The sequence below is a fragment of the Deinococcus marmoris DSM 12784 genome (assembly GCF_000701405.1).
GTDB classification, from domain to species: Bacteria; Deinococcota; Deinococci; order Deinococcales; family Deinococcaceae; genus Deinococcus; species Deinococcus marmoris.
Genome location: NZ_JNIV01000026.1, coordinates 20,133 through 44,046, shown reverse-complemented (window position 1 = coordinate 44,046; position 23,914 = coordinate 20,133). Strand labels below are relative to the sequence as shown.

General features: G+C 64.4%; 26 protein-coding genes and 1 tRNA gene. 17 read left to right on the top strand and 10 right to left on the bottom strand.

Going from position 1 to position 23,914, the window contains the following annotated elements; genetic code table 11:
• Nucleotides 1-5: 5 nt before the first annotated feature.
• Nucleotides 6-749 (bottom strand): IclR family transcriptional regulator, encoded by a 744-nt coding sequence (locus tag Q319_RS0108220; protein WP_029481772.1) that lies wholly within the window; start codon nucleotides 747-749, stop codon nucleotides 6-8.
• Nucleotides 750-961: 212 nt separating this feature from the next.
• Here Q319_RS0108220 and hutU point away from each other — a divergent pair, with 212 nt between their 5' ends.
• From hutU to sdaAA, 6 genes are all read left to right on the top strand, one after another.
• Nucleotides 962-2,644 carry a urocanate hydratase gene (gene hutU, locus Q319_RS0108215; protein WP_029481770.1) on the top strand — a complete coding sequence of 561 codons (1,683 nt, stop codon included), beginning with the start codon at nucleotides 962-964 and terminating at the stop codon, nucleotides 2,642-2,644.
• Nucleotides 2,641-3,261 (top strand): hypothetical protein, encoded by a 621-nt coding sequence (locus Q319_RS0108210; protein ID WP_029481768.1) that lies wholly within the window; start codon nucleotides 2,641-2,643, stop codon nucleotides 3,259-3,261. The genes hutU and Q319_RS0108210 overlap by 4 nt, the downstream gene beginning before the upstream one ends.
• A complete protein-coding gene (locus Q319_RS0108205; RefSeq protein WP_029481766.1) occupies nucleotides 3,258-4,169 on the top strand; it encodes an arginase family protein in 912 nt (303 codons plus the stop codon). The genes Q319_RS0108210 and Q319_RS0108205 overlap by 4 nt, the downstream gene beginning before the upstream one ends.
• A complete protein-coding gene (hutI, locus tag Q319_RS0108200) occupies nucleotides 4,162-5,358 on the top strand; it encodes an imidazolonepropionase (RefSeq protein WP_029481763.1) in 1,197 nt (398 codons plus the stop codon). Before Q319_RS0108205 ends, hutI begins: the two co-directional genes overlap by 8 nt.
• The gene (gene hutH / locus Q319_RS0108195) at nucleotides 5,358-6,851 is read left to right on the top strand and encodes a histidine ammonia-lyase (protein WP_029481761.1); all 1,494 of its coding nucleotides are present in this window, start codon (nucleotides 5,358-5,360) and stop codon (nucleotides 6,849-6,851) included. Before hutI ends, hutH begins: the two co-directional genes overlap by 1 nt.
• Nucleotides 6,852-6,969: 118 nt before the next feature.
• Nucleotides 6,970-7,860: an L-serine ammonia-lyase, iron-sulfur-dependent, subunit alpha gene (gene sdaAA, locus Q319_RS0108190; protein WP_029481759.1), complete on the top strand. Its 891-nt coding sequence runs from the start codon at nucleotides 6,970-6,972 to the stop codon at nucleotides 7,858-7,860.
• Nucleotides 7,861-7,961: 101 nt separating this feature from the next.
• On the opposite strand, the gene Q319_RS0108185 is transcribed toward sdaAA, so the two are convergent.
• Both Q319_RS0108185 and gyrA read right to left on the bottom strand, forming a co-directional pair.
• A complete protein-coding gene (locus tag Q319_RS0108185; RefSeq protein ID WP_029481757.1) occupies nucleotides 7,962-8,576 on the bottom strand; it encodes a helix-turn-helix domain-containing protein in 615 nt (204 codons plus the stop codon).
• 454 nt (nucleotides 8,577-9,030) lie between these two features.
• Entirely contained in the window at nucleotides 9,031-11,466 is a 2,436-nt protein-coding gene (gene gyrA, locus Q319_RS0108180) for a DNA gyrase subunit A (RefSeq protein ID WP_029481756.1), read from the bottom strand.
• A gap of 226 nt (nucleotides 11,467-11,692) precedes the next feature.
• Here gyrA and Q319_RS24325 point away from each other — a divergent pair, with 226 nt between their 5' ends.
• The 4 genes from Q319_RS24325 to Q319_RS0108160 all read left to right on the top strand — a co-directional run bounded on the left by Q319_RS24325 (nucleotide 11,693) and on the right by Q319_RS0108160 (nucleotide 13,602).
• On the top strand, nucleotides 11,693-12,364 hold the full coding sequence (locus Q319_RS24325) for a tyrosine-protein phosphatase (protein WP_245619049.1): 672 nt from the start codon (nucleotides 11,693-11,695) through the stop codon (nucleotides 12,362-12,364).
• 152 nt (nucleotides 12,365-12,516) lie between these two features.
• Nucleotides 12,517-12,867 (top strand): roadblock/LC7 domain-containing protein, encoded by a 351-nt coding sequence (locus tag Q319_RS0108170; RefSeq protein ID WP_029481755.1) that lies wholly within the window; start codon nucleotides 12,517-12,519, stop codon nucleotides 12,865-12,867.
• A gap of 76 nt (nucleotides 12,868-12,943) precedes the next feature.
• Complete coding sequence (locus Q319_RS0108165) at nucleotides 12,944-13,285, top strand: roadblock/LC7 domain-containing protein (RefSeq protein WP_029481754.1); 342 nt, start codon at nucleotides 12,944-12,946, stop codon at nucleotides 13,283-13,285.
• A complete protein-coding gene (locus tag Q319_RS0108160) occupies nucleotides 13,282-13,602 on the top strand; it encodes a roadblock/LC7 domain-containing protein (RefSeq protein ID WP_029481753.1) in 321 nt (106 codons plus the stop codon). The genes Q319_RS0108165 and Q319_RS0108160 overlap by 4 nt, the downstream gene beginning before the upstream one ends.
• Before the next feature lie 45 nt (nucleotides 13,603-13,647).
• Here Q319_RS0108160 and Q319_RS0108155 read toward each other — a convergent pair whose 3' ends face one another.
• The 6 genes from Q319_RS0108155 to Q319_RS0108130 all read right to left on the bottom strand — a co-directional run bounded on the left by Q319_RS0108155 (nucleotide 13,648) and on the right by Q319_RS0108130 (nucleotide 18,611).
• Nucleotides 13,648-14,382 carry a zinc dependent phospholipase C family protein gene (locus Q319_RS0108155; protein WP_029481751.1) on the bottom strand — a complete coding sequence of 245 codons (735 nt, stop codon included), beginning with the start codon at nucleotides 14,380-14,382 and terminating at the stop codon, nucleotides 13,648-13,650.
• 77 nt (nucleotides 14,383-14,459) lie between these two features.
• Nucleotides 14,460-15,194: a triose-phosphate isomerase gene (gene tpiA / locus Q319_RS0108150; protein WP_029481749.1), complete on the bottom strand. Its 735-nt coding sequence runs from the start codon at nucleotides 15,192-15,194 to the stop codon at nucleotides 14,460-14,462.
• Entirely contained in the window at nucleotides 15,194-15,511 is a 318-nt protein-coding gene (locus Q319_RS0108145; protein WP_029481748.1) for an NIPSNAP family protein, read from the bottom strand. Before Q319_RS0108145 ends, tpiA begins: the two co-directional genes overlap by 1 nt.
• The gene (locus tag Q319_RS0108140; protein WP_029481746.1) at nucleotides 15,512-16,681 is read right to left on the bottom strand and encodes a phosphoglycerate kinase; all 1,170 of its coding nucleotides are present in this window, start codon (nucleotides 16,679-16,681) and stop codon (nucleotides 15,512-15,514) included.
• A 200-nt stretch (nucleotides 16,682-16,881) separates the two neighbouring features.
• A complete protein-coding gene (gene gap, locus Q319_RS0108135; protein ID WP_029481744.1) occupies nucleotides 16,882-17,877 on the bottom strand; it encodes a type I glyceraldehyde-3-phosphate dehydrogenase in 996 nt (331 codons plus the stop codon).
• 197 nt (nucleotides 17,878-18,074) lie between these two features.
• Nucleotides 18,075-18,611: a YceI family protein gene (locus Q319_RS0108130; protein ID WP_245619047.1), complete on the bottom strand. Its 537-nt coding sequence runs from the start codon at nucleotides 18,609-18,611 to the stop codon at nucleotides 18,075-18,077.
• A 254-nt stretch (nucleotides 18,612-18,865) separates the two neighbouring features.
• Here Q319_RS0108130 and Q319_RS0108125 point away from each other — a divergent pair, with 254 nt between their 5' ends.
• The 5 genes from Q319_RS0108125 to Q319_RS0108105 all read left to right on the top strand — a co-directional run bounded on the left by Q319_RS0108125 (nucleotide 18,866) and on the right by Q319_RS0108105 (nucleotide 22,540).
• Nucleotides 18,866-19,288: a DUF2946 family protein gene (locus Q319_RS0108125; RefSeq protein WP_029481741.1), complete on the top strand. Its 423-nt coding sequence runs from the start codon at nucleotides 18,866-18,868 to the stop codon at nucleotides 19,286-19,288.
• Between the two features lie 43 nt (nucleotides 19,289-19,331).
• The gene (locus Q319_RS0108120; protein ID WP_029481739.1) at nucleotides 19,332-19,775 is read left to right on the top strand and encodes a DUF1775 domain-containing protein; all 444 of its coding nucleotides are present in this window, start codon (nucleotides 19,332-19,334) and stop codon (nucleotides 19,773-19,775) included.
• A gap of 41 nt (nucleotides 19,776-19,816) precedes the next feature.
• Entirely contained in the window at nucleotides 19,817-20,227 is a 411-nt protein-coding gene (locus tag Q319_RS0108115; RefSeq protein ID WP_029481738.1) for a copper resistance CopC family protein, read from the top strand.
• On the top strand, nucleotides 20,224-21,024 hold the full coding sequence (locus Q319_RS0108110; RefSeq protein ID WP_029481737.1) for a CopD family protein: 801 nt from the start codon (nucleotides 20,224-20,226) through the stop codon (nucleotides 21,022-21,024). Before Q319_RS0108115 ends, Q319_RS0108110 begins: the two co-directional genes overlap by 4 nt.
• Before the next feature lie 103 nt (nucleotides 21,025-21,127).
• Nucleotides 21,128-22,540, top strand: coding sequence for an aspartate kinase (locus tag Q319_RS0108105; RefSeq protein ID WP_029481736.1), 1,413 nt, complete (start codon nucleotides 21,128-21,130; stop codon nucleotides 22,538-22,540).
• A gap of 17 nt (nucleotides 22,541-22,557) precedes the next feature.
• Here Q319_RS0108105 and bshB1 read toward each other — a convergent pair whose 3' ends face one another.
• Nucleotides 22,558-23,289, bottom strand: a complete 732-nt coding sequence (gene bshB1, locus Q319_RS0108100; protein ID WP_034414299.1) for a bacillithiol biosynthesis deacetylase BshB1 — start codon at nucleotides 23,287-23,289, stop codon at nucleotides 22,558-22,560.
• Nucleotides 23,290-23,392: 103 nt separating this feature from the next.
• On the opposite strand from bshB1, the gene Q319_RS0108095 reads away from it, so the two are divergent.
• Both Q319_RS0108095 and Q319_RS26950 read left to right on the top strand, forming a co-directional pair.
• Nucleotides 23,393-23,467 (top strand) — tRNA-Thr (locus Q319_RS0108095).
• Between the two features lie 190 nt (nucleotides 23,468-23,657).
• On the top strand, nucleotides 23,658-23,840 hold the full coding sequence (locus Q319_RS26950; protein ID WP_156039235.1) for a hypothetical protein: 183 nt from the start codon (nucleotides 23,658-23,660) through the stop codon (nucleotides 23,838-23,840).
• Nucleotides 23,841-23,914 lie beyond the last annotated feature (74 nt).

Genomic DNA, 23,914 nt, shown 5'->3' with positions numbered 1-23,914 from the left:
GCGCATCACCCCTCCCCCCGGAACCCCAGCGTCCATCCCACCTCTGCCGCCGCACCATGCAGGGCGCGCAGCAGGCTTTCAGAGGCCGTCATCCGCGCCGTGGGCAGGCTGAGGCCCAGCGCCGCCAGAACCATGCCGCCCTCGCCGCGCAACGGCACGGCCAACCCACTTGTGCCCAGCGCCCACTCGTCCCGGCTGAGCGCGTGATTCTGCGTGCGGATGCTGCGGCTTTCGGCGTCCCAGGCGGTGGGTGTTGTCAGCGTGTGGGGTGTGAAGGCGGGTGCGGAATGGGGGAGAGCCTGCCCGGCCAGCGCCAGCAACAGCTTTCCGCTGGCGGTGGCATGGGCGGGCAACTCAAAATCCAGTTCTCCAGCCACGGGAGGTCCGTCGCGCCCCTGCACGCTGCGGGCCACACATAACACCTGATCACCGTGCAGCACGCAAAGGAAGGCCAGCAGATGCGTTCCGCGTGCAAGCCGTTCCATCGCGTCGTGGGCGGGGGCGTACCACGGCAGGCTGCCATACAGGGCGCTGCTCAGCTTCAGCAGCCGCCAGCCCAGCCGGTAGCGCCCCCGCCCCACCCGCACCAGCAACCCCGACGCCGAAAGCGTTTGCAGTTGCTCATGCACCGTGGACGTGGGTTGCCCCAGATGCCGCGCCACCTCTGAAAGCGTCCATTCGGTGCGGTCCGCGTCGAACAGTTCCAGCACGCGGACGGCGGCCTCAACGGTGGCATGGGTGCGGGGCATTACTGGGCCTGATTTCCGACAAGTGGATACAGTTTCTGGACCTCGTGCCTTCTCGCTGCGAAGTGCGGAAACAAGTGGCCTAACGCACAGGCCGCGATCCCCACAAGAGGTCCAGCCTTTCTGTCATTCTCCATTTCCAGCATCTTATCTGGGTTTCCGCCATACCCGGAATATCACTCCACTTCCGCCCTCTGAAGGCGAACCATAGGTCCATGACCTCAACCCAGCCAGATGCTCCCGTCATCCGCGCTCCCCGTGGCCCGCAGCGCACCGCCAAGGGCTGGATTCAGGAGGCGGCCAAGCGCATGTTGATGAATAACCTGGACCCGGAGGTGGCCGAACACCCACAGGAACTGGTGGTCTACGGCGGGCGCGGCAAGGCGGCGCGCAACTGGGAAGCCTTCCACAAGATCGTGGAAACGCTGGACCGCCTGGAAAACGACGAAACCTTGCTGATCCAGTCCGGCAAGCCGGTGGCCGTGCTGCGGACGCACGAATTTGCCCCGCGCGTGATCCTCGCCAATTCCAACCTCGTGCCCAACTGGGCCACCTGGGAGGAATTTGACCGTCTGGATCAGGCCGGATTGATGATGTACGGCCAGATGACCGCCGGAAGCTGGATCTACATAGGCACGCAGGGCATTTTGCAGGGAACGTATGAGACGTTCGCGGGCGCGGCGGACAAACACTTTGGCGGCAGCCTCAAGGGAACCATCACCGTCACCGCCGGTCTGGGCGGCATGGGCGGCGCACAGCCGCTGGCGGTCAAGCTGGCCGGGGGCGTGAGCATCACCGTAGAAGTTGATCCCACCCGCATCGCCAAGCGCCTGGAAACCCGCTATCTGGACGAGGTGGCCGACAATTTGGAGGACGCCATCAAGCGCGCCGAGTGGTACAAGTCGTTGGGAGAGGCCCGCTCGATTGGCCTGCTGGGCAACGCCGCCGAGATCATCCCGCAACTGGTGGAGCTGAACTGGACCCCGGATCTGATCACAGACCAGACCAGCGCCCATGACCCGATGTGGGGCTACCTGCCTATCACCACGCCGGATGAGGACGCCGCTGTGTTGCGGAAGGATCAGCCCGAGGCTTATAAGCAGCGGGCCTACGACGCGATGGCCGCGCACGTTCGCGCCATTCTGGAACTCCAGAAACGTGGTGCGGTGGCCTTTGATTACGGCAACAACCTGCGCCAGCGGGCCAAGGAGGCTGGGGTGGAAGATGCCTTCAATTACCCCGGCTTCGTTCCCGCCTTTATCCGTGATTCCTTCTGCGAGGGGCGCGGACCGTTCCGTTGGGTGGCGCTGTCCGGTGATCCCGAAGACATTTACGCCACCGACAGGGCGCTGCTGGACCTGTTCCCCGACGACGCCCGCCTGCAATCCTGGCTCAGTTACGCCGCCGATCAGATCGCCTTTCAGGGCCTGCCCGCCCGCATCTGCTGGCTGGGCTACCGTGAACGCGATAAAGCCGCGAAGTTGTTCAACGACATGGTGGCCGATGGCCGACTGAAAGCCCCCATCGTGATTGGACGTGACCATCTGGACGCGGGAAGTGTCGCCAGCCCTTACCGCGAAACGGAAGCCATGCTGGACGGCTCCGACGCCGTGAGCGACTGGCCTCTGCTGAACTTCGGCATTGGCATTGCCTCCGGTGCGGCGTGGATGAGCTTTCACCACGGCGGCGGCGTGGGCATGGGCTTTAGCCAGCACTCCGGTCTGGTGGCCCTCGCCGATGGCACCCCGGAAGCAGCCGAACGCCTGAGCCGCTGCCTGACCAACGATCCCGCGATGGGTGTGCTGCGCCACGCCGACGCCGGGTACGGGCTGGCGCAGGACGTGGCGCGGGAGCGCGGGCTGGATTTGCCAAGTCTGGGGATTGGGAACCGGACATGAGCGCCCTGACGCTGTTAGGTAGAGTCACCGCCTGCGCTGCGATCGTCGGGGCTGCCGCGCTGGGCCAGGCGCAAACGCCGCCCACGCCGCCCGTCACTCCGGTGACCCTGCCAGATGGGCGGATCATTCAAGTCAGCGCCCCGCCCGCCCAGGCCCACCCGGATGGGGGCTGGATGGACTGGCGACTCCATTTCAAACGGACCAGTCTGGACAGACGGTTTACTGCTCTGGGCTTCGTGCAAAGCTCAAACAACCCCAAACACGATCCGGTGGAAGTGCACCTGGTCAAGCCCTCTGGTCAGATCATCCCCCTCAAGAACAGCGACGTGTTCGACGTTCTCTGGACCATAGACGGGCAGTACCTGATCGGGCAGGGCAGCAACACCCTGAGACTCTGGAACACCAACGGCGGCCTCCGCGTCCGGCAACTGCCCCGGATGGACCGACTGGAAGTGATCCCAAATCTGGTGTGCATCGCGGTGCGAGACTTCACCGACAGCGCGGGGAATGAGACCGATGTCTGGACGGTTTACCGCCTGCACATCCCTTCCTTGTGGCCAGCCGGACAATTTAAACTTCCAGAAGAACCCACTGAACGCCAGAGGTTCTGCCGATGAGCCAGCCCACCCACCTTCCCTACGCCGGAATCCCCACCTTCGCCCGCGCGCCGTTTCAGCAGCCGGACGGCGACTGGAGCGCAGACGTGGCCGTGCTGGGCATTCCCTACGACATTGCCCTGGGCTTCCGCCCCGGCGCACGCTTCGCGCCGCGTGCCTTGCGGGAGGCGTCATTGCGGTACGTGCCGCCCTTTACCGGACTGGACGGCGTAACCCGTTTGCAGAACGTTTCCTTTGTGGACGCCGGGGATGTGGTGCTGCCCTCGCTGGAGCCGGAACTGGCGCGGGAACGCATCACCGCAGCGGCGCGGCTGGTCAAGGCGCGTTGCCGCCTCCCCGTCTTCCTGGGCGGCGATCACAGCGTCAGCTATCCGCTGCTGCGCGCCTTTAACGATCAGCCCGAATTGCACGTCATCCAACTGGACGCGCATCTGGATTTCACCGACACGCGCAACGACACGCGCTTCAGCAATTCCAGTCCCTTTCGCCGCGCTGCTGAGGAACTGCCCAATCTCGTTCACATCACCACCATCGGTCTGCGTGGGCTGCGCCATGACCCGGAGGCGGTGGCGGCAGCGCGGGCGCGCGGGCATACGCTGGTGCCGATGGATGAGGTAGAAGCCCGCTTTACCGAGATTGTGGGAGCCTTGCCCCCAGGTTGCCCGGTCTACCTGAGCGTGGATGTGGACGCCTTTGACCCCGCCGTGCTGCCCGGCACCAGCAGCCCGGAGCCGGACGGCTTCTCGTATGCGCTGGCCCTACGCCTGATCGCGGCCCTGGCCCGCTGCCATCAAATCCTGGCGCTGGACGTGGTGGAACTGGCTCCCAACCTTGACCCCACCGGACGCAGTGAGCTGATCGCCGCACGGTTGATCCTGGAAACGCTGTGCGAGGTGTTCCATGACTGAGACATTGTTCACCGGTATTTCTCAACTCGTCACCCCCGCCTCCGGCCCCCAGCGCGGCGCGGCCATGCGCGAGTTGACGGTGATTGAAAATGCCGCCCTGCTCGTCCGTGACGGTCTAATTGCCTGGGTTGGAGCTGAAAAAGAGGCTCCCTCTACCCCAGAGACACACGATCTGGGCGGTGTGGCTGTCGTCCCCGGTCTGGTGGATCCCCACACCCACGCCGTCTGGGCCGGGAACCGTCTGGCCGATTTTGAGGCACGGGTGGCGGGCGTTCCCTACGAAACCATCCTGGCAGCGGGCGGCGGCATCCGCTCCAGCATTGCAGCGACGGCGGCGGCTTCCATTGAGCAACTTGTCACGCTGGCCCGTCCGCGCCTCGTGGCCCTGCGGCACTCCGGCGCAACGACAATTGAGGTCAAGAGCGGTTACGGCATGGACTTTGAGGCCGAGGTGCGGATGCTGCGGGCGGTTCAGGTGTTAAGTCATGAGTTTGATTTATTGCCCACTCTGCTGATTCACGTTCCGCCCACCGAGAACCGCGAGGACTACGTACGCGGCGTCTGCGACACGCTGATTCCCGAAGTCGCTGCCGAATCCCTCGCCACCGCTGTGGATGTGTTCTGCGAGGCCGAGGCGTTCTCGGTGGAGGAGACCTGGCGAATCTTTGCTGCTGCTCAGGCTCACGGCTTGAAAGTTAAGCTGCACGCCGATCAATTTCACGCCATCGGCGGTACGGAGTTGGCCTGCTGGATGGGGGCATTGAGCGTGGATCATCTGGAGGCCAGTGGTCCGGCGCAGATTGCAGCGCTGGCCGCGTCTGAGACGGTGGCAACCATCCTGCCCGGCGTGACCCTGCATCTGGGTCTCCCCGCCGCGCCGGGCCGTGCGTTGATAGATGCGGGCGCGGCGGTGGCCGTAGGAACGGACCTGAATCCAGGCAGCTCACCACTGTTCAGCGTTCAAATGGCGTTGGCGTTATCGGTCCGCCTGAACGGATTGACCCCCGCCGAGGCATTGACCGCCTGCACCGTCAACGCCGCCGCCGCGCTCGGCCTGTCTGACCGGGGGAGCCTGAGTGCCGGAATGCGCGCCGATTTTCTGGCCCTGCACGACCCCGACTGGCGCGAATTGCCCTACACCCTGGGCGCGAACCCGGTGCGAGATGTATTTGTGAAAGGAGTGAAATGATGATTCTTGACCGCAGTTTGTCGCTGGAAGACTTTATCCGCGTGGTGCGCGGCGGCGAGAAAGTAGAGTTGTCAGATGAGGCGCGGGAACGCATTCTCAAGGCACGTGCCGTCATTGAGCGCATCGTGGAGGGCGGCGCGGCGGTCTACGGCATCAACACGGGCTTTGGCAAATTTGCCAGCGTGCGCGTGGGCAACGATGACCTCCAGCAGCTTCAGTACAACCTGATCGTGTCCCATGCCATTGGTGTGGGCGATTCCTTGCCCGCCGAGGTGGTGCGCGGCATGCTGTTGTTGCGGGCTGTTTCACTGTGCCAGGGCCATTCGGGTGTGCGCCCGGAAGTCGTGGAACTGCTGCTGGCCCTGCTGAACGCCGGGGCGCATCCAGTGGTTCCCGCGCAGGGCAGCGTGGGTGCGTCGGGCGATCTGGCCCCGCTGGCGCATCTGGCACTGGCGCTGATCGGCCTGGGCGAGATTGAATACAGGGGAGAGGTCCGTCCCGCTGCCGACGTCCTGAACGAGCTGAACCTCGCGCCGCTGACCTTGCAGGCCAAGGAAGGACTCGCCCTGATCAACGGCACGCAACTGATGGGCAGTCTGCTGGGTCTGGCCCTCGCGGACGCCCGCACGCTGCTGGGAACAGCCAACCTTGCGGCGGCGATGACGGTGGAAGCCCTCTACGGCTCGCACCAGCCCTTCCGCGCCGATCTGGTGGGTCTGCGCCCACATCCTGGCGCGGTGGCGGTGGCCGAACAGTTGCGCCACCTCCTGCGCGATTCTGAAATTGCCCCCAGTCACGCCGAATGCGGCAAGGTGCAGGACCCGTACTCTTTGCGGGCCGTGCCCCAGGTCCACGGCGCAACCCATGACGCGCTGGCCCAGGCTGCCCGCATTCTGGACACCGAATTCGCCTCGGTGACCGACAATCCGCTGGTCTTTCCAGAAACAGGTGAAGTCGTCTCAGGCGGCAATTTCCACGGGCAGCCGCTGGCCGTCACCGCCGACGCCCTTAAGGTGGCCGTGGCCGAACTGGGCAGCATCAGTGAACGGCGCTGCGAGCAGCTTCTCAATCCGGCCCTCAGCGGCCTACCGGGCTTTCTGGCCGCGCACGGTGGCCTCAACAGCGGCCTGATGATCGCGCAGTACACGGCGGCGGCCCTGGTCAGCGAGAACAAGGTGCTGGCCCACCCTGCCAGCGTGGACAGCATCCCCACCAGCGCCAATCAGGAGGACCATGTCAGCATGGGCGCGCACGGCGCACGCCAGTTGCGTCAGATTCTGGGGCATGTCCAGACCGTCGTCAGCATTGAACTGCTGTGCGCCGCGCAGGCGCTGGATTTCCAGCAACTCCGCGCAGGCGTGGGCGTGCAGGCCGCTTACGAACGTATCCGCGAAGTGGTGCCGTCTATGGAAGAAGACCGCTATTACCGTCCCGATCTGCTGCGTTTGCGGGAGCTGGTGGTGGACGGCGAGCTGCTGACGGTGGCCGGATAAAGTCAGGCGTCCGGTCTGTATGGACGCCATTGCCGTCCACACGTCTAGAGGACTCAGGCAGGCGCGTTAGCATGGGTATCTATCCCGCTGTTTCTCGCCCTATCTGGAGGACTTAATCATGACTACCCTTGAAGCCCTGATGAACGCCCCCGCCCCTGCCTCGGCCTGGGTGCTGGAGCGCGACTGCCAGGAAACCGGGCTAGACCCCCAGGACATCCGCGACGAGATGGCCCGCCGCATCCGCGAGATGCGGGACAGCATCGAGCGCGGCCTGAACAGCAACGCGAAAAGTATTACCGGCATGGTGGGCTGGAACGCCAAAGGTCTGTGGGATTCCCCCGACGCCCTGAACGCCCCGCTAATCCGCCGCGTGCAGGCGTATGCAATGGCCGTCAACGAGGAAAATGCCCGCATGGGCCGGATTGTCGCCGCGCCCACGGCGGGCAGCGCGGGAACCATCCCCGGCGCGCTGCTGGGCGTGGCCGATCACCTGGGTATCCCTGACGAAAAACTGGTGGACCCCATGATCTTGGCCGCTGGCGTGGGCAAGGCCATCAGCAAACGCATGTTCATCTCCGGCGCGGCGGGCGGCTGTCAGGCCGAGATCGGTTCCAGCGCTGCGATGGCTGCTGCTGCCGTGGTGGAACTGCTGGGAGGCACGCCCCGCGCCGCCGTACAGGCCGCCAGCATGGCCCTGATGAACACCATCGGTCTGGTCTGCGATCCGGTGGGCGGCTACGTGGAAGTGCCGTGCGTCAGCCGCAACGCCTTCTTTGCCGTTCACGCCGTCAGCGCGGCGCAACTGGCGCTGGCGCAACTGGAATCCTTCATCCCCCCCGACGAGGTGCTGGGCGCGATGGCCGCCGTGGGCCGCATGATGCCCGCCGAACTGCGCGAAACGGCGGAGGGCGGGCTGGCGCAAACGCCGACTGGGCTGGCTGTGACGGCCCGCATGGAAGGTCGGGGCGAGGACGGCGGCACAGGAATGGTTGAATTGCCGATGGCTTAAAAGTCGTCCTTCCCTGCCTGTAAAGCGCAAGCTCAAAAGAAACTAACAACAGAAAAACGCCGCTCTGGATAGATTCCAGAGCGGCGCAGTGTATAGAAGGCTTACGCAGCGGCGATGGTCGCCAGCGCCTTCTCGTTCTTGAGGGTGATCTTGCCGTAGCCTGCGCTGATCACGCCTTCGCGGCTCAGCTCGCCCACCACCTTGGTCACGGTCTCGCGCACGCTACCGACGGCGGCGGCCAGTTCGTCGTGGGTGGCGTAGATCATGGTGTCGCCGTTCTCGGTCTGGGTGGCCAGGGCCGTGTCCTTCAGCTCCAGCAACTCGCCAGCAATGCGGGCGCGCAGGCGCTTGCCCACCAGCCGGTAGATGCTCTCGTAAGCGCGTTCCAGGGTCTTGACCAGATGGGTGGTCACCACCAGATTGTCTTCGGCACTCATCAGGGCGGGGTTGATCACGTCGATGCTGCTGTCGGTCACGGCTTCGGCAAAGTAGGCGCGGTTGACTCCGGCCAGGGCTTCCTCGCCAAAGTATTCGCCGGGTTTGACATAGCGCAGGGTCAGGCCGTTGCCGTCGTCGTCCATGGTATGCACGCGCACCAGACCGCTGGAAACGCGGTACAGCATGTCGCTCTTTCCGGGGTAGAGGATGACGGCTCCGGGACGGTAGGTCACGGTATCGACGAAGGTGCGGGCGGTGCTGTGTTGGGTCTGGGTCATTGTGGTCGCCTCCTGGGCGTTTTCTGGGGAGATAGGGAGGTCGGGGCCATTCCCGACGTGCTTACAGTGTAACCTATCTCTACAATTTTGTAAACACTTTTGTTTCTTTAAATACCGTTTAGCTGACAAAGTTTGATGGTGAGCTGATGAGCGGAACCCCTGATCTGGACTGCAAAATCTCGCCTCGTGTCTCTGGGGTCACTCTCACCCCGACTTCATCTGTGATACGTGTCCAGAAGGTGTCAAGGTTCAATCTGGTCTTTTTCCAGCTTATGCCCAGATATTGGAGAAGGCTTCAGAATCGGAAACGGGCAGGCCAGCAGAGCGAGAACAGCGCCCGAAGCCAGTTGCCCCGGACGCCTTTTCTACCGCCTTTGTGTAAATTGTGGGTTAAATTCCGAACCCCTGTCCTAGAGAAAACGTCTGTCTCGGGACGTCGACTCCTGAATGAAGGTCAGACCTCGTCCTCGCGGCGGATCGGGAAGGCGCTGATCACGCTGTCCTTGTCGCCGATGTTGATGACCTTGACACCCTGGGCGTTGCGCCCCGTGACGCGCACTTCCTCCACGCGGGTGCGGATCACGGTTCCCTTGCGGGTCAGGACCATCAGTTCCTCGTCGCCGCCCACGCGCGCCAGGGTGACCAGCTTGCCGGTCTTGTCGGTCACGTCCAGCGTGATGACGCCCATGCCGCCGCGTCCCTTGGCCGGGTAATCGCCCACCGGGGTCCGCTTGCCCAGACCCAGTTCGCTGACCGAGAGCAGTTCGCTGGTGTCGTCGCCGTGCGGCACGAGGGCCATGCTGACCACCGCGTCGTCCTCACCCTCACGCAACCGGATACCGATCACGCCCTGGGTGGCGCGTCCGGTGTCGCGGACCTCGCCGCTCTGGAAGCGCATGGCCTTGCCGTTGCGGGTGGCCAGCACCACATGATCGTCGTCCTGCACTATCCCGACGCCGATCAGCTCGTCGCCGTTCTGGAGGTTGATGGCGATCAATCCAGCGGAGGTGATATTGCCGTAGTCGGTGATCATGGTCTTCTTGACCACGCCTTTGCGGGTGGCGAAGATAAAGCAGCCCTCTTCCTCGAAGCTGCCCACACTCAGGACGCTGGCAATGTTCTCAGTGTCGCGTAAGGAAGGCAGCAGGTTGCGCATGTGCGTGCCCTTGGCGTCGCGGCCCGCTTCGGGCAGGTCATAGATCTTCTCGTGGAACACGCGGCCCTGATCGGTAAAGAACAGCAGGAAGTCGTGCGTGCTGCCCACGAAGACGCGGGTGTTGATGTCCTCGTCGCGCAGCTTGCCGCCCGAGGCCCCGCGCCCACCGCGCTTCTGCTCGCGGTAGGCGTCCAGATTGGTGCGCTTCAGGTACCCGGCCTTGGTCATGGTGATCACCATGTCTTCCACGGCGATCAGGTCTTCCTTGGAAATGTCGTCTTCCAGAATGGAAATCGTGCTGCGCCGCTCGTCGCCGTAGCGGTCCCGGATGTCGCGGATTTCCTTCTTGATCTCGCGCCACAGCAGCTTCTCGTCGCCCAGGATCGAGCGCAGACGGGCAATGATCACGCTCAGCTCGTCATGCTCGGCCTGGATCTTCTCGCGCTCCAGCCCCACCAGCCGTTGCAGGCGCATGTCCAGAATCGCCTGCGCCTGAATCTCCGACAGGGTGAAGCGCTGCATCAGCGCGTCTCTCGCCTCGGCGCTGGTGTTGCTGGCGCGGATGCGGGCGATCACCTCGTCGATGTCGTCCAGCGCTTTCAGCAGCCCTTCCAGCACATGGGCGCGTTCCTCGGCCTTCTTGAGTTCATAGACGGTGCGGCGGGTCACCACGTCCTGGCGGTGGTCCAGGAAGTAGCGCATAGTGTCCACGAGGGGCAGCACGCGCGGCTCACCGTTGACGATGCTCAGGTTGATGACCGTGAAGGTGCCCTGAAGCTGGGTGTACTTGTAGAGTTGGTTCAGCACCAGCGTGGGAATCGCGCCACGCTTGAGTTCAATGACGATCCGTACCGGGTCCTTGCGGTCCGACTCGTCGCGCAGGGCGGAGATGTCGGGGATTTTCCCGGCCTTGTACATCGCCGAGATCGTCTGGATCAGATTGGTCTTGTTCACCTGATACGGAATCTCGGAAATGATGATCTGGTTGCGCCCGTTCTTTTCCTCGATGCGGGCCTTGCCGCGCACCTTCAGGCCCGAGTGCCCGGTGGCGTAGGCCTCGCGGATGCCCATCTTGCTGATGCGGCCCCCGGTGGGGAAGTCCGGCCCCTGGACGTGTTCCATCATCTCGTCCAGATTGATTTCCGGCTTGTCCACCATCGCCAGCAGCCCGTTGCAGATCTCGGTCAGGTTGTGCGGCGGGATGTTGGTCGCCATGCCCACGGCGATTCCGGTTGCGCCGTTGATCAGCAGGTTCGGCACCGCCGACGGCAGCACCGAGGGCTGCACGGTGGTGTCGTCGTAGTTGGGCTTCATGTCGACGGTTTCTTTTTCCAGGTCCGCCAGCACTTCCTCGGCCACCTTGGTCATGCGGGCTTCGGTGTAACGCATGGCGGCGGGCGGGTCGCCGTCGATGCTGCCGAAGTTGCCCTGCGGATGCACGAGGGGGTAACGGATGTTCCACCACTGGCCCAGGCGCACCATCGCGTCGTAGATGGAAGAGTCGCCGTGAGGGTGGTACTTCTTCATGACCTCGCCCACCACGGACGCGGACTTGGCGTGTTTCTGGTTGCTGTACAGGCCCTCCAGCATCATGGCGTACATGATCCGGCGCTGTACGGGCTTGAGACCGTCGCGCACATCGGGCAGCGCGCGGTCCACGATCACGTTCATGGCGTAGGTGATGAAATTGGTCTTGACTTCGCTGGTGATGTCAACGGGATGAATTCCAGTCATGTGGCTCCAGTCGGGGCGGGGTGAAACCGCCCGGCAATGTGGGGGTAATGGGGGCCTGACAACGCTGTCAGGAGTGAAACGATTCTAGCACATTATGTATGTGACGTAATGAAATTCGTTCCGTCGAAGGGGTTCCCTCAATAGGATCATTGTACCCGAAAATGTCGGCAAAGACGGTGATTCGCCTCGCTTCAGGGTGGGCTGACTGGCGGGCATTCTGTGCGTCATGCCAACTTCTCCCGACGGTGCGCTCAACTTCCGCCGCCCGCTGCCCGGCCTGTACCGCAGCGGCAACCTCAGCTTGCTGAGCGGGCAGGGGAGAGATGGGCTGCTGGCCCTGAACCTGGGCCGCATCCTCGATTTACGGACGCGAGCGGAGCGGGAGATCGACGCGCCTCCGTTTTTGGGACGGGTGGAATATCTGAACCTGTCGCTCTTGCCTCACCGTGTTCGCGAACTCAACGAGGCCAGTCTGGCAGGCAGCAATGGCGTCTCTAACTGCGCTGTTCTGGATCACGCCGCGAACAACGTCGTCAGCATCCTGGGGGCGATTCTGGACGCGCCGCCCGGCCCGCTGCTGATCCATTGCCATGCCGGAAAGGACCGTACTGGATTGATCGCCGCGCTGTGCCTGGAACTGGCTGGGCGCAGCCGCGAGGAAATTGCCGCCGATTACGTCGCCACCGGGCCGGAGTTGGTGGACTTTTATGCCGCCCTGAACGCGCGCATGACTCCAGAAAAGTGGGCGACTTACGCCTCTCTCGTTCCCACCGTCCCAGACGACATTCTGCGGCCCCTGGCCCACCTGGATTCAACCCGGGGCGGGGCGGTGTGGGGCCGTATCTGGCGGCCTACGGTTTCTCGGAGGACGAGGGGGCCGCGCTGGGCCGCAGGCTGATGAAGGGCTGAGCCGGAGTGAAGATTCACGCCTGCCGAATCCCGGTTGTCTACGTGTCAGACGCTGTCGTGCCTGTCGATTCGACTTTTCTCACCTCTGGCGCGGAATTTGTGCGTGATTTGAAATAGACCGTCCGTATCATGATCCTCAGAATGCTTGCTCTCCTCACCCAACTGGTCAAAGACGTGGACGGCGCGTGGGCAGCGGCCATTGGTGGGCTGGACGGCCTGCTGATCGAGGGCCACGCCATCACCGATACGGACCTCAACCTGCTGATCGCCGAACACGCCGGGCTGCTCGTGGCCGCAGGCACCGCCTATACCCAGACCCTGAACGCCGGGCAGCCCCGCGAACTGTACCTGCGCGGCGAACGCCTGAGCGTGTACCTGCAACCCATCCGCGCCGAATACTTTCTACTGCTGGCCCTGGACGCCCGCAGCAATCTGGGGCAGGCCCGCCTGTATGGCCGTGAGGCCGCCCGCAAGCTGGAGCAGACGCTGTGAGCGTAGACGCTAAAAATAGCGTGACCACCCCTATTCGAGAGGCCGCAATGCTGGCTTTGACGCCGAGGAACCAAGCATGAAGATTGACGTTCTGAACAACATTCCTGGCGTGATCGCCAGCGCCCTGGTCGGCCCTGACGGCCTGCCCATCGAATCCAACGGCGACGGCGGCGAGGTGCTGGCCGCCGAACTGGCCTCGCTGAGGACAGGTCTGGACCGCATGGGCCGCCGGCTGGGGTCCGGCGAGGTCACCCGGTTGGCCTTTACCAGTGACCGCATTGAGGTGGTGGCGCTGGCGGTGGGCGACTTCATGATGGGCGCGGCGCTGGCCCGCAGCAGCGATACCCGCGCCGCCCAGCAGGCCCTGGCCAAGCTGGCGCAGGAAGTCGACAGCCTGCCGCGCGTGGACCGCTCGTGATCGCCACACTGCTGGAGGTTCGCGGCGTGCGGCATACCGTGCTGGTCAGCCCGGCAGGCGAGGTGGTCGCCAGCGCCGGAATGTCCGAGGCCCAGATAAGCAGCGAACTGGGTCTTGTCGCGGCGGGCCGCGCCGTGATCGGCAGCCTGCAAAGCCAGATGGCCGCCGAGTCGTGGCAGGAAATCGTGCTGGATGTGGACGATGGCCCGGTGCTGCTGACCCCCCACGGCGATCAGGTGTTGCTGACCGCTTTCGACGATGTGGCGAACCTGGGCCGCGTGCGTTTTGCCGTGCGGAAGCTGCTGGGACTGGCGTAAACGCTGCTTAGCAGTTGGACGGAAGCGGTGTGGGTAGAGCGTTCTTTACGGCAGCATATATGGGGCGGGCAGCTCAAGGATGCGCAACGAAACCTCCTGCCCGTCCGGCGTGCTGCCCGTCTCTAACTGCGCCAGGAGTGCCGCAATCATCTGCGCGCTGTCGTCCACGACGCGGTTCATGGTGACCTCGCTCAGATAGGGATAGGGGCGGTTCAGTCTCAGGTCGCCGGGATTCCCATAGAAAGTCCGCAGATCATCCAGCCGGTCTGCCAGCGCCTCCGAAGGCAAAAAGGGAAGGGGAGAGGGTGGATTGACGGCGTTCACGACGACCCGCGCAAACACGTTGTCGGGGAAGTCGCGCAGATACTTGTGGTCCAGCCCGTACCAGTCGTCCTTCACACGGTCCCAGGCGGCTGCTTTATTCAGGCTGAATTCCGCTGCAAAGGTTGCTTTAGTCGGTTGCCCGATCAGGTGCATCCACAGGTTGTCAGAGACCAGATGCGTGAAATAGCCGAGGATGAAGCTGAAGCTCTGCCCATCTTTCTGCTCTGCCGGAAGCACATATTCGCGGTAAAACTGCAAATCCCGGATGTGGCCCTCGTCCTCCCCAGCCCGCAGGAAATGCGTGACGGTCTTCGGCGGATCGAAGACGGTCCAGTCGGCATTCGGACGCCCGGAATCGGGGGCGACGTTGCCCAGGATGAATGCCTGTGCTTCCAGCTCTGGCAGATGCTCCAGCAGGCGCTCGGCAATTCGGAAATGGCTCATCCAGGTTCCCACCCGCCCAGTTTAGAGCGGCCCAGACAGCAGAACTCCCCCACCCGGACCCGGACTGGGGGAGTTTCACGTTGCGCGCGTTACTTCAGAGCGTCGTTCATGCCAATCACGTCCGGCACTTTGAGGCTCGCGCCCCCCACCAGCGCGCCGTTCACGTTGGGCTTGGCGCACAGGGTGGCGATGTTGTCCGGCTTGACGCTGCCGCCGTAGAGGATGCGGATACCGTCGGCGTCGGAGCCGTAGCGCTCGATCAGCGCGTCGCGGATGGCGGCGGCCAGCTCCTCGGCGTCCTCGGCGGTGGCGGTCTTGCCCGTGCCGATGGCCCAGACCGGCTCGTAGGCAATGACCACTTCCGGCCCCACGCCGCTCAGACTGCCTTCCAACTGCCCCAGCGTGTAGGCCACCTGCTCGCCCTTCTCGCGCACGTCCAGGCCCTCGCCCACGCAGACAATCGGAATCAGGCCGTTGGCCTGGGCCTGTTTGGCCTTGGCGGCCACGTCGGCATCCGTTTCGTGGTGATACTCGCGGCGTTCGCTGTGGCCCACCACGGCGTATTTTGCGCCCACGTCCACCAGCATGGCGGCGCTGGTTTCGCCCGTGTATGCGCCGGATTCATGCGCCGACACGTCCTGCGCGCCCAGTGCCACGCCGGGGGGCAGGTGTGCGGCCAGCGACGCCAGCGCCACCGCCGGGGCCATGACCGCCAGTTCGGTGTCGTTGGCCGTCAGCTTCTCGCGCAGTTCCTCGGCCCAGGCGCGGGCCTCGGCGGGGGTCTTGTTCATCTTCCAGTTCAGGGCAAGCAGGTTCTGAGTCATCATGTCTCCAGCCCGTTCAGGACGGGTCTTAAGAATGTTCGGTCATTGCGGTGGATCAGCGTTGGCACTTCCCGGAACAGGTCCTGGCACACCGGGTCTGCCATCGCCTGCTCCCGGTAGCGTTCATAGTCCGCCAGACTGGTAAAGGTAAACAGCGCGTAGGCCAGATCCGATGCTCCCTCGGAGGGCAGGAAGTAGCCGTGATGCTGGCCGCCGAAGGCGTTGATCAGCGTGATCCACTTGCGTCCATACGCCTCGAACTCGGCCAGCCGCTCAGGCTTGACCTCGTAGGTCAGGAGGCAGGTGACGGGAGCCACTTACGCCATCGCCTCAACGCCGGGCAGAGCCTGCCCCTCCAGCAATTCCAGGCTCGCGCCGCCGCCAGTGCTGATGTGCGAGACCTTGTCGGCCTGCCCACTTTTGTTGATCGCGCTGACGCTGTCGCCGCCGCCGATGACGGTGTAGGCGTCACTCAGGTTGCCCACGGTGGCGGCAATCGCATTGGTGCCGCCCGCGAACGCCTCGAACTCGAAGACGCCCAGCGGTCCGTTCCAGAACACGGTTTTTGCGCCCTGGAGCGCCTCTTTGTATGCCTTCACCGTGTCCGGCCCGGCATCCAGGCCCTGCCAGCCGTCGGGAATCTGATCGCTCGGCACGACTTTGGTGTTGGCATTGGCATCGAAGGCGTCGGCGGCGATCACGTCGCTGGGCAGCATCAGCTTGTCGCCGTACTCGGCCAGCAGCCGTTTTGCCAACTCCAACTGGTCATCCTCGTGGATGCTGTCTCCAGTCTTGCCGCCGCGCGACTTGATGAAGGTGTAGGCCATACCGCCGCCGATCAACATGCGGTCCACTTTGGGCAGCAGGTTCTCGATGACCTTGATCTTGTCGCTGACTTTCGCGCCGCCGATGATGACCACGTAGGGCCGCGCCGGATCGTGCAGCAGCTTGCCCAATGCGTCTACCTCACGCTGGAGCAGCAGTCCCGCCGCGTGCGGCAGCTCCCCGGCCACGCCGCTGACCGACGAGTGCGCCCGGTGCGCGCTGCCGAAGGCGTCCAGCACGAAGGCGTCGCCCAGCCGTGCCAGTTTGGCGTTCAGGCCCGCGTCGTTCTTCTCCTCGCCCGCCTCGAAGCGCACGTTTTCCAGCAGGGCCACCGCGCCCGCCTTCAGGTTCCGCACCGCCACCAGCGTTTCGTCGCTGGAGGGCAGGCTGTCGATAAAGGTCACGTCCTGACCAAGTGTTTTGGACAGCACGTCCGCCACGGGTTTCAGGCTGTATTTCGCCTCCGGCCCGTTCTTGGGGCGTCCGAAGTGGCTCATCAGCACCACCGAGGCCGCGCCCATCTCCAGCAGCTTTTTGATGGTGGGGAGGCTGGCGGTCACGCGGGTATCGTCCTGCACCACGCCGTCCTTGATCGGCACGTTGTAATCCACGCGCACCAGCACACGCTTGCCCTTCACATCGAGTTGATCGAGGTTTTTCATCGTTTCTCCTGTAGATAAAAAAGATGGCAGAAGGCATCAGCCCTCCACCATCTGCGGGCGATGTTTATACGGATTCCGTTTGTTTCGTGGAGGAATCGGAACAGCGCCGATCCCTCCACTCCACGCCCGGAACCCGTTTTTCTCCTGCTCGCTCCGCTCGGATTACGGGCGTTTTCAACACCCTCTAATCGGAGTCCGTATTAGACGCCTTTTTCCTGAACCAGTTCCACCAGATCGGCGATGCGGTTGCTGTAGCCCCACTCGTTGTCGTACCACGAGAAGAACTTGACGAGGTTGCCCATCGCCATCGTCAGGCCGCCGTCGATGATCGCGCTGTGCGAGTCGCCCACGATGTCCTGAAGCACGATGGGGTCCTCGGTGTAGCTGATGATGCCCTTGTGGGTGGTCTCGGCGGCCTTGCGGAACACGTCGTTGACCTCTTCCACGGTCACGTCGCGGCCCAGGATGACCACCACGTCGCTGATGCTGCCCACGGGGGTGGGCACGCGCAGCGAGGTGCCGTCGAACTTGCCCTTCAGCTTGGGGTATACCTGCGAGACGGCCTTGGCCGCGCCCGTGGAGGTGGGGATGATGTTGATGGCGGCGGCACGCGCGCGGCGCAGATCGCTGTGCGGCAGGTCCAGGATGCGCTGATCGTTGGTGTAGCTGTGGACGGTGGTCATGATGGCCTTCTCGATGCCGAATGCCTCGTCCAGCAGCTTCATCGGCGCGCCCAGGCTGTTGGTGGTGCAGCTCGCGTTGCTGATGATGTTGTGGTTCTTGGGATCGTAATCCTGCTCGTTGACGCCCAGCACGATGGAAAAGTCCTCGTTCTTGGCGGGGGCGGTGATCAGCACTTTCTTCGCGCCGCCGGCCAGGTGCTTGCTCGCGCCCTCACGGCTGGTGAAGATGCCGGTGGACTCGATGACGATGTCCGCGCCCATCTCGCCCCACTTGATGTTGGCGGGATCGCGCTCGGCCAGGGTGTGGATCTTCTGGCCGTTGACGGTCATGCTGTCGTCGTCGTAGTCCACGGTGCCCTTGAAGCGCCCGGCGGTGGAGTCGTACTTGAGGAGTGTCGCCAGCGTCTTGTTGTCGGTCAGATCGTTGATCGCCACCACGTCGATGCCGCGCTCCACCAGAATGCGGAACACCAAGCGTCCGATGCGGCCAAACCCGTTGATCCCGACTTTCATCTTCCCCGTGTTGTTTCCCGTCATGTTGCCTCCAGTCTTGAGGGCCGCCAGCCCGCAGCGGAACAGCCCACTGTGGGCGGCGACAGACCTCTCATGGCCCAGTCTAACGGCTGGCGTCAGTTTCGGCTTGGTGTCTCATCTACACCAAAGCGTAAGGTTGACAACATAGACAGGTCAATACGCGGCTGGGAGGACGTTCAGCGCGCGGTCAGCACGAACTCCACATTCACCGTGATGACGTCGGCCCCGCCGGGGTAGCGCACACCGTACTCCAGCGGATTGAATTTGAACTGGGTGCTGACATTGACGTTATTCGCGCTCAGGGTGGCCTTGACCGGAACGCTGACGGGCTTGCTGACCCCCCGGACCGTCAGGGTGCCGCTGGCGGTGGTGGCGAGGGTCTGCCCCGCCGTCAACCTGCCGCCCGTCAGTCTGCCGAGTTTGAAGGTGGCGTTCGGGAATTCCTGGGTGCCCAGTGCGCCTTTGGTATGGCTGTCGCGCAGGCTGTTGCCCGTCTTCAGCCCCAAGAGGGGAACCGTGACTGTGCCTGTGGTGGCAGCCAGATCATCGGTGTTCAGATCGACGGCGCTGATGACGCCTTCCACCGTTCCCTTGACGTTTACGAGGGTGACGCGGTACTCGAAGGTGGCCTGCCCACTGGTGGCTGCGTAGGGTGCGCCCGCCGCCGATGCCCAGCCCAGGAGTCCAGTCAGCAAAAAGCGGGTCCGTTTCACTCTTCGATGGTAGGCGGCAGGGCGGCGGGAAACAGTGGCCCCTCCTGCGAAACGGTGCTGGTCACAGGCGACTGTTCGTGGCGACATCAACCGCTTCGGCACCCTGATCTGGACCGTCGGTCTATGGGCAACTGGAACGGGTGCCCGAAAATCTGTCTGCGGGTCCGCCGTGCCAGAACATCTTCAGGGATTTAGGTCTGCCAAATATTCGGGACAGTTGACGCGGCAGGGAAGTCTAGACTGGCCAGAACTTGATGCCCCTCCGTGCCACCGAAACTTACCTCAGACGCCTGCTGGCGGTGCTGACGGTGGTGGCCGCCTTTGCCTTTCAGGCGCGGGTGGGCGGCATGGTGGACCTGCCGATGCCGGGGACATTGGGCATGGCGCAGATGGCCGGACACCCTGGACACCAGATGGCCGGGATGCCTGCCGGGCATTCCTCCTCCGCCACGCTTCCAGTTCCGCAGCCCCAGCCCGGTCACGGCGACAGGGAAAGCCACAAACACGCCGCGCACTGTCCCTTCTGCGTCACCGGGGCCTTTGCGCTGGAGGCGGGCGTCCTGCCGCTCCCCACGGCCTCGCCGCGCCAGATTTCTCAGCCATTGCCCCTGGCTGTGGCCGACGTTCCTGCCGCGCCGCGTCATGCCGATGCCCGTGCGTCACCCGTTCTTCTCTGAAAACCCTGTACCCCAACACCCTTTTCAGAGGAGAACTTCTAACATGCAAAAATTTCTCATGCTGTCCGCCGCCCTGCTGATGTCCTTCGCCGCTGCCCACGCCACCGTGAAAACCGAGGCGGGCCTGAGCGAATCTGCCGCCGGAAAGTCCGAGATCTACCGCCTGAATGTGCCTGTCGAGAAGGACCTGGCCACCACCCAGATTCGTCTGGTGGTTCCCGCAGGCGTGGGCATCAGCCGCTTTCAGACCACGCCCGGCTTTTCCCGCACCGTGAGCAAAAATGCTGATGGTCTGGTGACTGAAGTGGTCTGGAAGGGCAACATCGAGCCGATGGAATATGCCCGTTTCTTCTTCCAGGCCGTCAATCCGGCCCAGCCCGGCGAACTGGTCTGGAAGGTCTACCAGACCTACGCCGACGGCAGCGTCGTGGCCTGGGATGACACCCAGCCCGACAAGACGCCCGCCAGCAAGACCGCCGTCAAGTAACTGACTGGGGGCAGGGGAGACTCTGCCCCCCTGGAGGCTGTATGCGTTTCACCTTTACCCGTCTAATAGTTCTGTTGCTGGCGCTGGTGCTGGGCACCGCCAGCGCCCACACCGCCGTCGCGTCCATCATCCCCGCCGCCGATTCCACCGTCAGCGCCCCGAAAGAAGTCGTCCTGAAATTCAGCGAACCCATTGAACTGCGCTTTTCCACTTTCCGGGTGATGGCGCTGGGTGCCGACATGGAGCCTGTGGACGGGGCCAGAGCTGCCCTGGCCCTGAAGGCCGACGCCCCCACACTCGTCAATCTGCCGCTGAGCGCCAGGACTCTGGCCGCGCAACTCCGCATCCCCCTGAAGGTCAGCCTGAAAGCTGGAGCCTACGTGGTGGCCTGGAAAATTCTGTCCGAGGACGGCCACCCGGTCACGGGGCACAGCGTCTTCACGGTGAAATGACCGCTGAACTGCTGCCCAGGCTGCTGCTGTACCTGGGTGCGGTGCTGCTGGTGGGAGGCGTGGCAGCCCGCCGCGTGCTGACGCCGGGGCATCCGGGATTGGTGTGGCCGGGGGCCGGATTGGTGTTGCTGGTGCTGGGCGGCGGTCTGGGCGTGTACACCACCCTGGCCGCGCTGGGTTTTACGGCCCCCGCCGACATCCTGGATTATCTGACCGACACGGTGGGGGGCCGCGCCGTGCTGATCCTGTGGATCGGCGGTCTGGTCCTGCTGGCCGCCGAGATCGCGGAATTGACCTGGCTAGCGACGCTGGGCGCTTCTGGTGTACTGCTATGGGGGCTGGCCGGAATCGGACATGGGGCCTCGCACGGTCAGCTTGTTCACGTCTTGCACACGCTGCACGCTGGGGCGATGTGCCTGTGGGTGGGCGGCGTCTTCGCCCTGCTTACGCGGCGCGGGGCCACGGCTGCCCTGGCCCGCAAGTTCACGCCCTACGCCCTGGGTTCGGTGCTGGTGCTGGGCGTCAGCGGCGTGTGGATGTCGCTGGAACATGCGGGCAACCTGCTGCAACTCCCTGCCTCGGGCTACGGGCGCACGCTGCTGCTCAAGGTGGCGCTGGTGGGGCTGGCGCTGCTGGTTGCCGTGGTTGTTCGCCGCGCCTTTGCCGTGGGTCAGGGCGTGCGCCCACGTCTGGCCGCCGAGGCGTTGACGCTGCTGGCGGTGCTGGGTGTGACCGCCTCGCTGTCGGGACAGGCTCCGCCGACGCACGGAACCGGGATGGAACATTCGGGGCACTGAAGCCGAATCTGGCGGGGAGCGTGGGAGTGGTCCGCGTTCCCTTTTCGTTGGCTGCCCAGACTTCCTTTCCTTTACCTGTCTGCCTCGCCCCATACTGACGCCCATGAGCGACACCCTTCTCGTGATGAAATTCGGCGGCACCAACATGCAGGACGCCAGAGCCATTCGCCACAGCGCCTCGCTGACGGGCCGCAGCCTCTCGGCGGGCGTGCGCGTCGTGGTGGTGGTCTCCGCGATGGCCGGGGTGACCAACGGCCTGCTGGCCCTGGCCGACGCCGCCGAGTCCGGGGACATCGCTGCCGCCAACGACGAGATCGCCGCGCTGCGGACCCGCCACTTCACGGCGGCCCAGGAACTCGGCGCGGCCCCCGACAGCCCCACGGTGCGCGACATCCGCGAAATGCACGAAACGCTGCGGCAGGCGGTCTACGGCGTCTACCTGCTGCGCGAGCTGACCCCCCGCAGCCGGGACCTGATCGTGGCCTTCGGTGAGCGCCTCTCGGCCCCGCTGATGGCCGTGGCGCTGGAGGGCCAGGGCTTCCGCGCCCACCACCTGACTGGCGGCGAGGCAGGCATCCTGACCGATCATCACTTTGGCAACGCCAAGCCGCTTCCCACGACCTACGAGCGCGTCAAGGACCGTCTGAGCGGGCTGCTGGCTGCCGGGGTTACACCCGTGGTGTCCGGCTTCATGGGCGAGACCGAACGCGGCGCGATCACCACGCTGGGGCGCGGCGGCACCGATTTCTCAGCCACGATCATCGGCAAGGCCCTGGGCGCGAACGAGGTCTGGGCCTGGAAGGACGTGGACGGCGTGATGAGCGCCGATCCGCGTGTGGTAAAGGATGCCCGCAATATCACGGTCCTGAGCTACGGCGAGGTCATGGAACTGGCCTACTTCGGCGCGAAGGTGCTGCATCCGCTGGCGGTCACGCCGTTGCAGGAAAGCGGCATTCCGCTGCGGGTCAAGAGCGCCGCCGACCCTGACTTTCCCGGCACGCTGGTGCAGGCCCAGGCCCAGGACGAGGCCGGGCAGCCCGTCAAGGCCGTGACCGCCATCCGCAACGTGTCCATCATCAACATCAGCGGCGCGGGCGTGCTGGGCATTCCCGAGGTGATCGCCAGCGTGTTTGATGCGATTGCCCGCGAGAACATCACCCTGCTGATGGTGTCCCAGAGCAGCTCCATGAGCAACGTCTCGCTGGCCGTGCAGAGCAGCGACGCCGAGCGCACACTGGCCGCCCTGCGCGCCGGGGTCAGCCGCGAGCTGAAGGTGGACCGGCAGTCGGATGTGGCGGTGCTGGCCATCGTGGGCAGCGGCATGCGCGGCCAGAAAGGGGTTTCGGCGCGGCTGTTCACGGCGCTGGCGGGCCAGGACATCAACATCCTGATGATCTCGCAGGGCAGCAGCGAGTTGAACATCTCTGTGGCCATCGAGGGCGCTCAGGTGGACGATGCCACCCGCGCCGTGCATGCCGCCTTCGGGCTGGGCGTGCGGGCGCAGGCGGCGGACTGATCCGCCCTCAGCCACCCCTATAACGCCAACGGGTCCAGCAGCAGCGGGTCCTCGGCCTCGAAGGCTTCGGCGTAGCGCACGCGCGCCAGCGTGCCCCAGTAGCTCTGGCGTGCGCGGCGGCGGTCGATGATCTCGGGCGTGACCGTCTCAGAAATGGCTGCCCCCGAAAACTGGCTGTCGTGGGCGCGGACGGCGGCTTCCCACTCCTGTTGCACGCCGCCCACGTCGATCAGCAGACCGGGTTGAATGTCCGCGTTGCCCTGGTACAGCAGCGTTCTGGCAATGCGCCACGGCTCGCCGTCCAGATCGGCCTTGCGGAGCTGCGCCAGATGCACGGCCCGCCGCGCCAGATGGTAGGTGCCGAAGTGGTCCGGGTGCCGGTCCTTGTGGTGGGGCACCAGCAGCACGCGCGGGCGCACGGCGCGCAGGGCGGCGGCCAGGGCGTGCGCGGCGCTGTGGTTGTCGGTCAATTCGCCGTCGTTCAGGCCCAGATTGCCGCGCCAGTGCAGACCCATGATGGCGGCGGCCCGCGCGCACTCGGCCACCCGCACTTCCGGCGTGCCCTGCGTGCCCCGTTCCCCGCGCGAGAGTTCCAGAATGCCCACCGCGCGCCCAGCCTGCGCCAGCCGGATCAGCGTGCCGCCCGCGCCGATCTCGGCGTCGTCGGGGTGGGGGGCCAGGCACAGCCAGTCCAGCGGCTGGGGCATGCCGTGAACCGTCTGGAAGGGATGGGGCGGCGGCTGGTTCATGTTGGACAGCATAGGCGGGATGCGGTTGCTCCGGGAAGCGCATCTGCCTTGACACTCCAGGGCGGCGTGCCTATACTCCCTGAGCCTTGTGCAAGAAAAGCAGGCCAGTGTAGCTCAGTGGTAGAGCAACTGATTCGTAATCAGTAGGTCGTCCGTTCAACCCGGATCACTGGCTCCAAGAAAAACCCCCGCCTGGCGCGGGGCTTTCTTTTTTGCTCTCTCGTCTAGAATGTTCAGGAGAGCCAGGTTGTCACCACGGGATAGACGAGCTTCAGTTGGCAACGCCCGCAGCCTGCGGAAAAAGATCGTTCAGACCAAAGACTGCTTCCTTTCGCTGGTCGTCGTAAAAACGGATATATGTCCGCAGCGTGAATGCCACGCGTCCTGACCAGCATCTGCGTGACATCCAGCGGGCGCAACTTCTCGAACTTGAGGTGGCCTGGGTAGGTTGTGACGTCGTGACTGACAGTGTCCCGACAACTCTGCACGGCGACAACGCCGCGCCCGCCACGCACCTTTCGCCAGAAGGCCGGATTGCTGCGCGGGGCTGATGGGCCTCAATGTGACGCCACGCTCCGAGTTTCAGGCACCGCGCCCCACCTCTATTCGTGTATTCGTGGCGACG

What these genes read in the sequence shown, in the direction of transcription:
- Q319_RS0108220 (WP_029481772.1), bottom strand. Translation starts at nt 749, where the DNA reads ATGCCCCGCACCCATGCCACCGTTGAGGCCGCCGTCCGCGTGCTGGAA.
- hutU (WP_029481770.1), top strand. Translation starts at nt 962, where the DNA reads ATGACCTCAACCCAGCCAGATGCTCCCGTCATCCGCGCTCCCCGTGGC.
- Q319_RS0108210 (WP_029481768.1), top strand. Translation starts at nt 2,641, where the DNA reads ATGAGCGCCCTGACGCTGTTAGGTAGAGTCACCGCCTGCGCTGCGATC.
- Q319_RS0108205 (WP_029481766.1), top strand. Translation starts at nt 3,258, where the DNA reads ATGAGCCAGCCCACCCACCTTCCCTACGCCGGAATCCCCACCTTCGCC.
- hutI (WP_029481763.1), top strand. Translation starts at nt 4,162, where the DNA reads ATGACTGAGACATTGTTCACCGGTATTTCTCAACTCGTCACCCCCGCC.
- hutH (WP_029481761.1), top strand. Translation starts at nt 5,358, where the DNA reads ATGATTCTTGACCGCAGTTTGTCGCTGGAAGACTTTATCCGCGTGGTG.
- sdaAA (WP_029481759.1), top strand. Translation starts at nt 6,970, where the DNA reads ATGACTACCCTTGAAGCCCTGATGAACGCCCCCGCCCCTGCCTCGGCC.
- Q319_RS0108185 (WP_029481757.1), bottom strand. Translation starts at nt 8,576, where the DNA reads ATGACCCAGACCCAACACAGCACCGCCCGCACCTTCGTCGATACCGTG.
- gyrA (WP_029481756.1), bottom strand. Translation starts at nt 11,466, where the DNA reads ATGACTGGAATTCATCCCGTTGACATCACCAGCGAAGTCAAGACCAAT.
- Q319_RS24325 (WP_245619049.1), top strand. Translation starts at nt 11,693, where the DNA reads ATGCCAACTTCTCCCGACGGTGCGCTCAACTTCCGCCGCCCGCTGCCC.
- Q319_RS0108170 (WP_029481755.1), top strand. Translation starts at nt 12,517, where the DNA reads ATGCTTGCTCTCCTCACCCAACTGGTCAAAGACGTGGACGGCGCGTGG.
- Q319_RS0108165 (WP_029481754.1), top strand. Translation starts at nt 12,944, where the DNA reads ATGAAGATTGACGTTCTGAACAACATTCCTGGCGTGATCGCCAGCGCC.
- tpiA (WP_029481749.1), bottom strand. Translation starts at nt 15,194, where the DNA reads ATGACTCAGAACCTGCTTGCCCTGAACTGGAAGATGAACAAGACCCCC.
- Q319_RS0108140 (WP_029481746.1), bottom strand. Translation starts at nt 16,681, where the DNA reads ATGAAAAACCTCGATCAACTCGATGTGAAGGGCAAGCGTGTGCTGGTG.
- gap (WP_029481744.1), bottom strand. Translation starts at nt 17,877, where the DNA reads ATGAAAGTCGGGATCAACGGGTTTGGCCGCATCGGACGCTTGGTGTTC.
- Q319_RS0108125 (WP_029481741.1), top strand. Translation starts at nt 18,866, where the DNA reads ATGCCCCTCCGTGCCACCGAAACTTACCTCAGACGCCTGCTGGCGGTG.
- Q319_RS0108120 (WP_029481739.1), top strand. Translation starts at nt 19,332, where the DNA reads ATGCAAAAATTTCTCATGCTGTCCGCCGCCCTGCTGATGTCCTTCGCC.
- Q319_RS0108115 (WP_029481738.1), top strand. Translation starts at nt 19,817, where the DNA reads ATGCGTTTCACCTTTACCCGTCTAATAGTTCTGTTGCTGGCGCTGGTG.
- Q319_RS0108110 (WP_029481737.1), top strand. Translation starts at nt 20,224, where the DNA reads ATGACCGCTGAACTGCTGCCCAGGCTGCTGCTGTACCTGGGTGCGGTG.
- Q319_RS0108105 (WP_029481736.1), top strand. Translation starts at nt 21,128, where the DNA reads ATGAGCGACACCCTTCTCGTGATGAAATTCGGCGGCACCAACATGCAG.
- bshB1 (WP_034414299.1), bottom strand. Translation starts at nt 23,289, where the DNA reads ATGAACCAGCCGCCGCCCCATCCCTTCCAGACGGTTCACGGCATGCCC.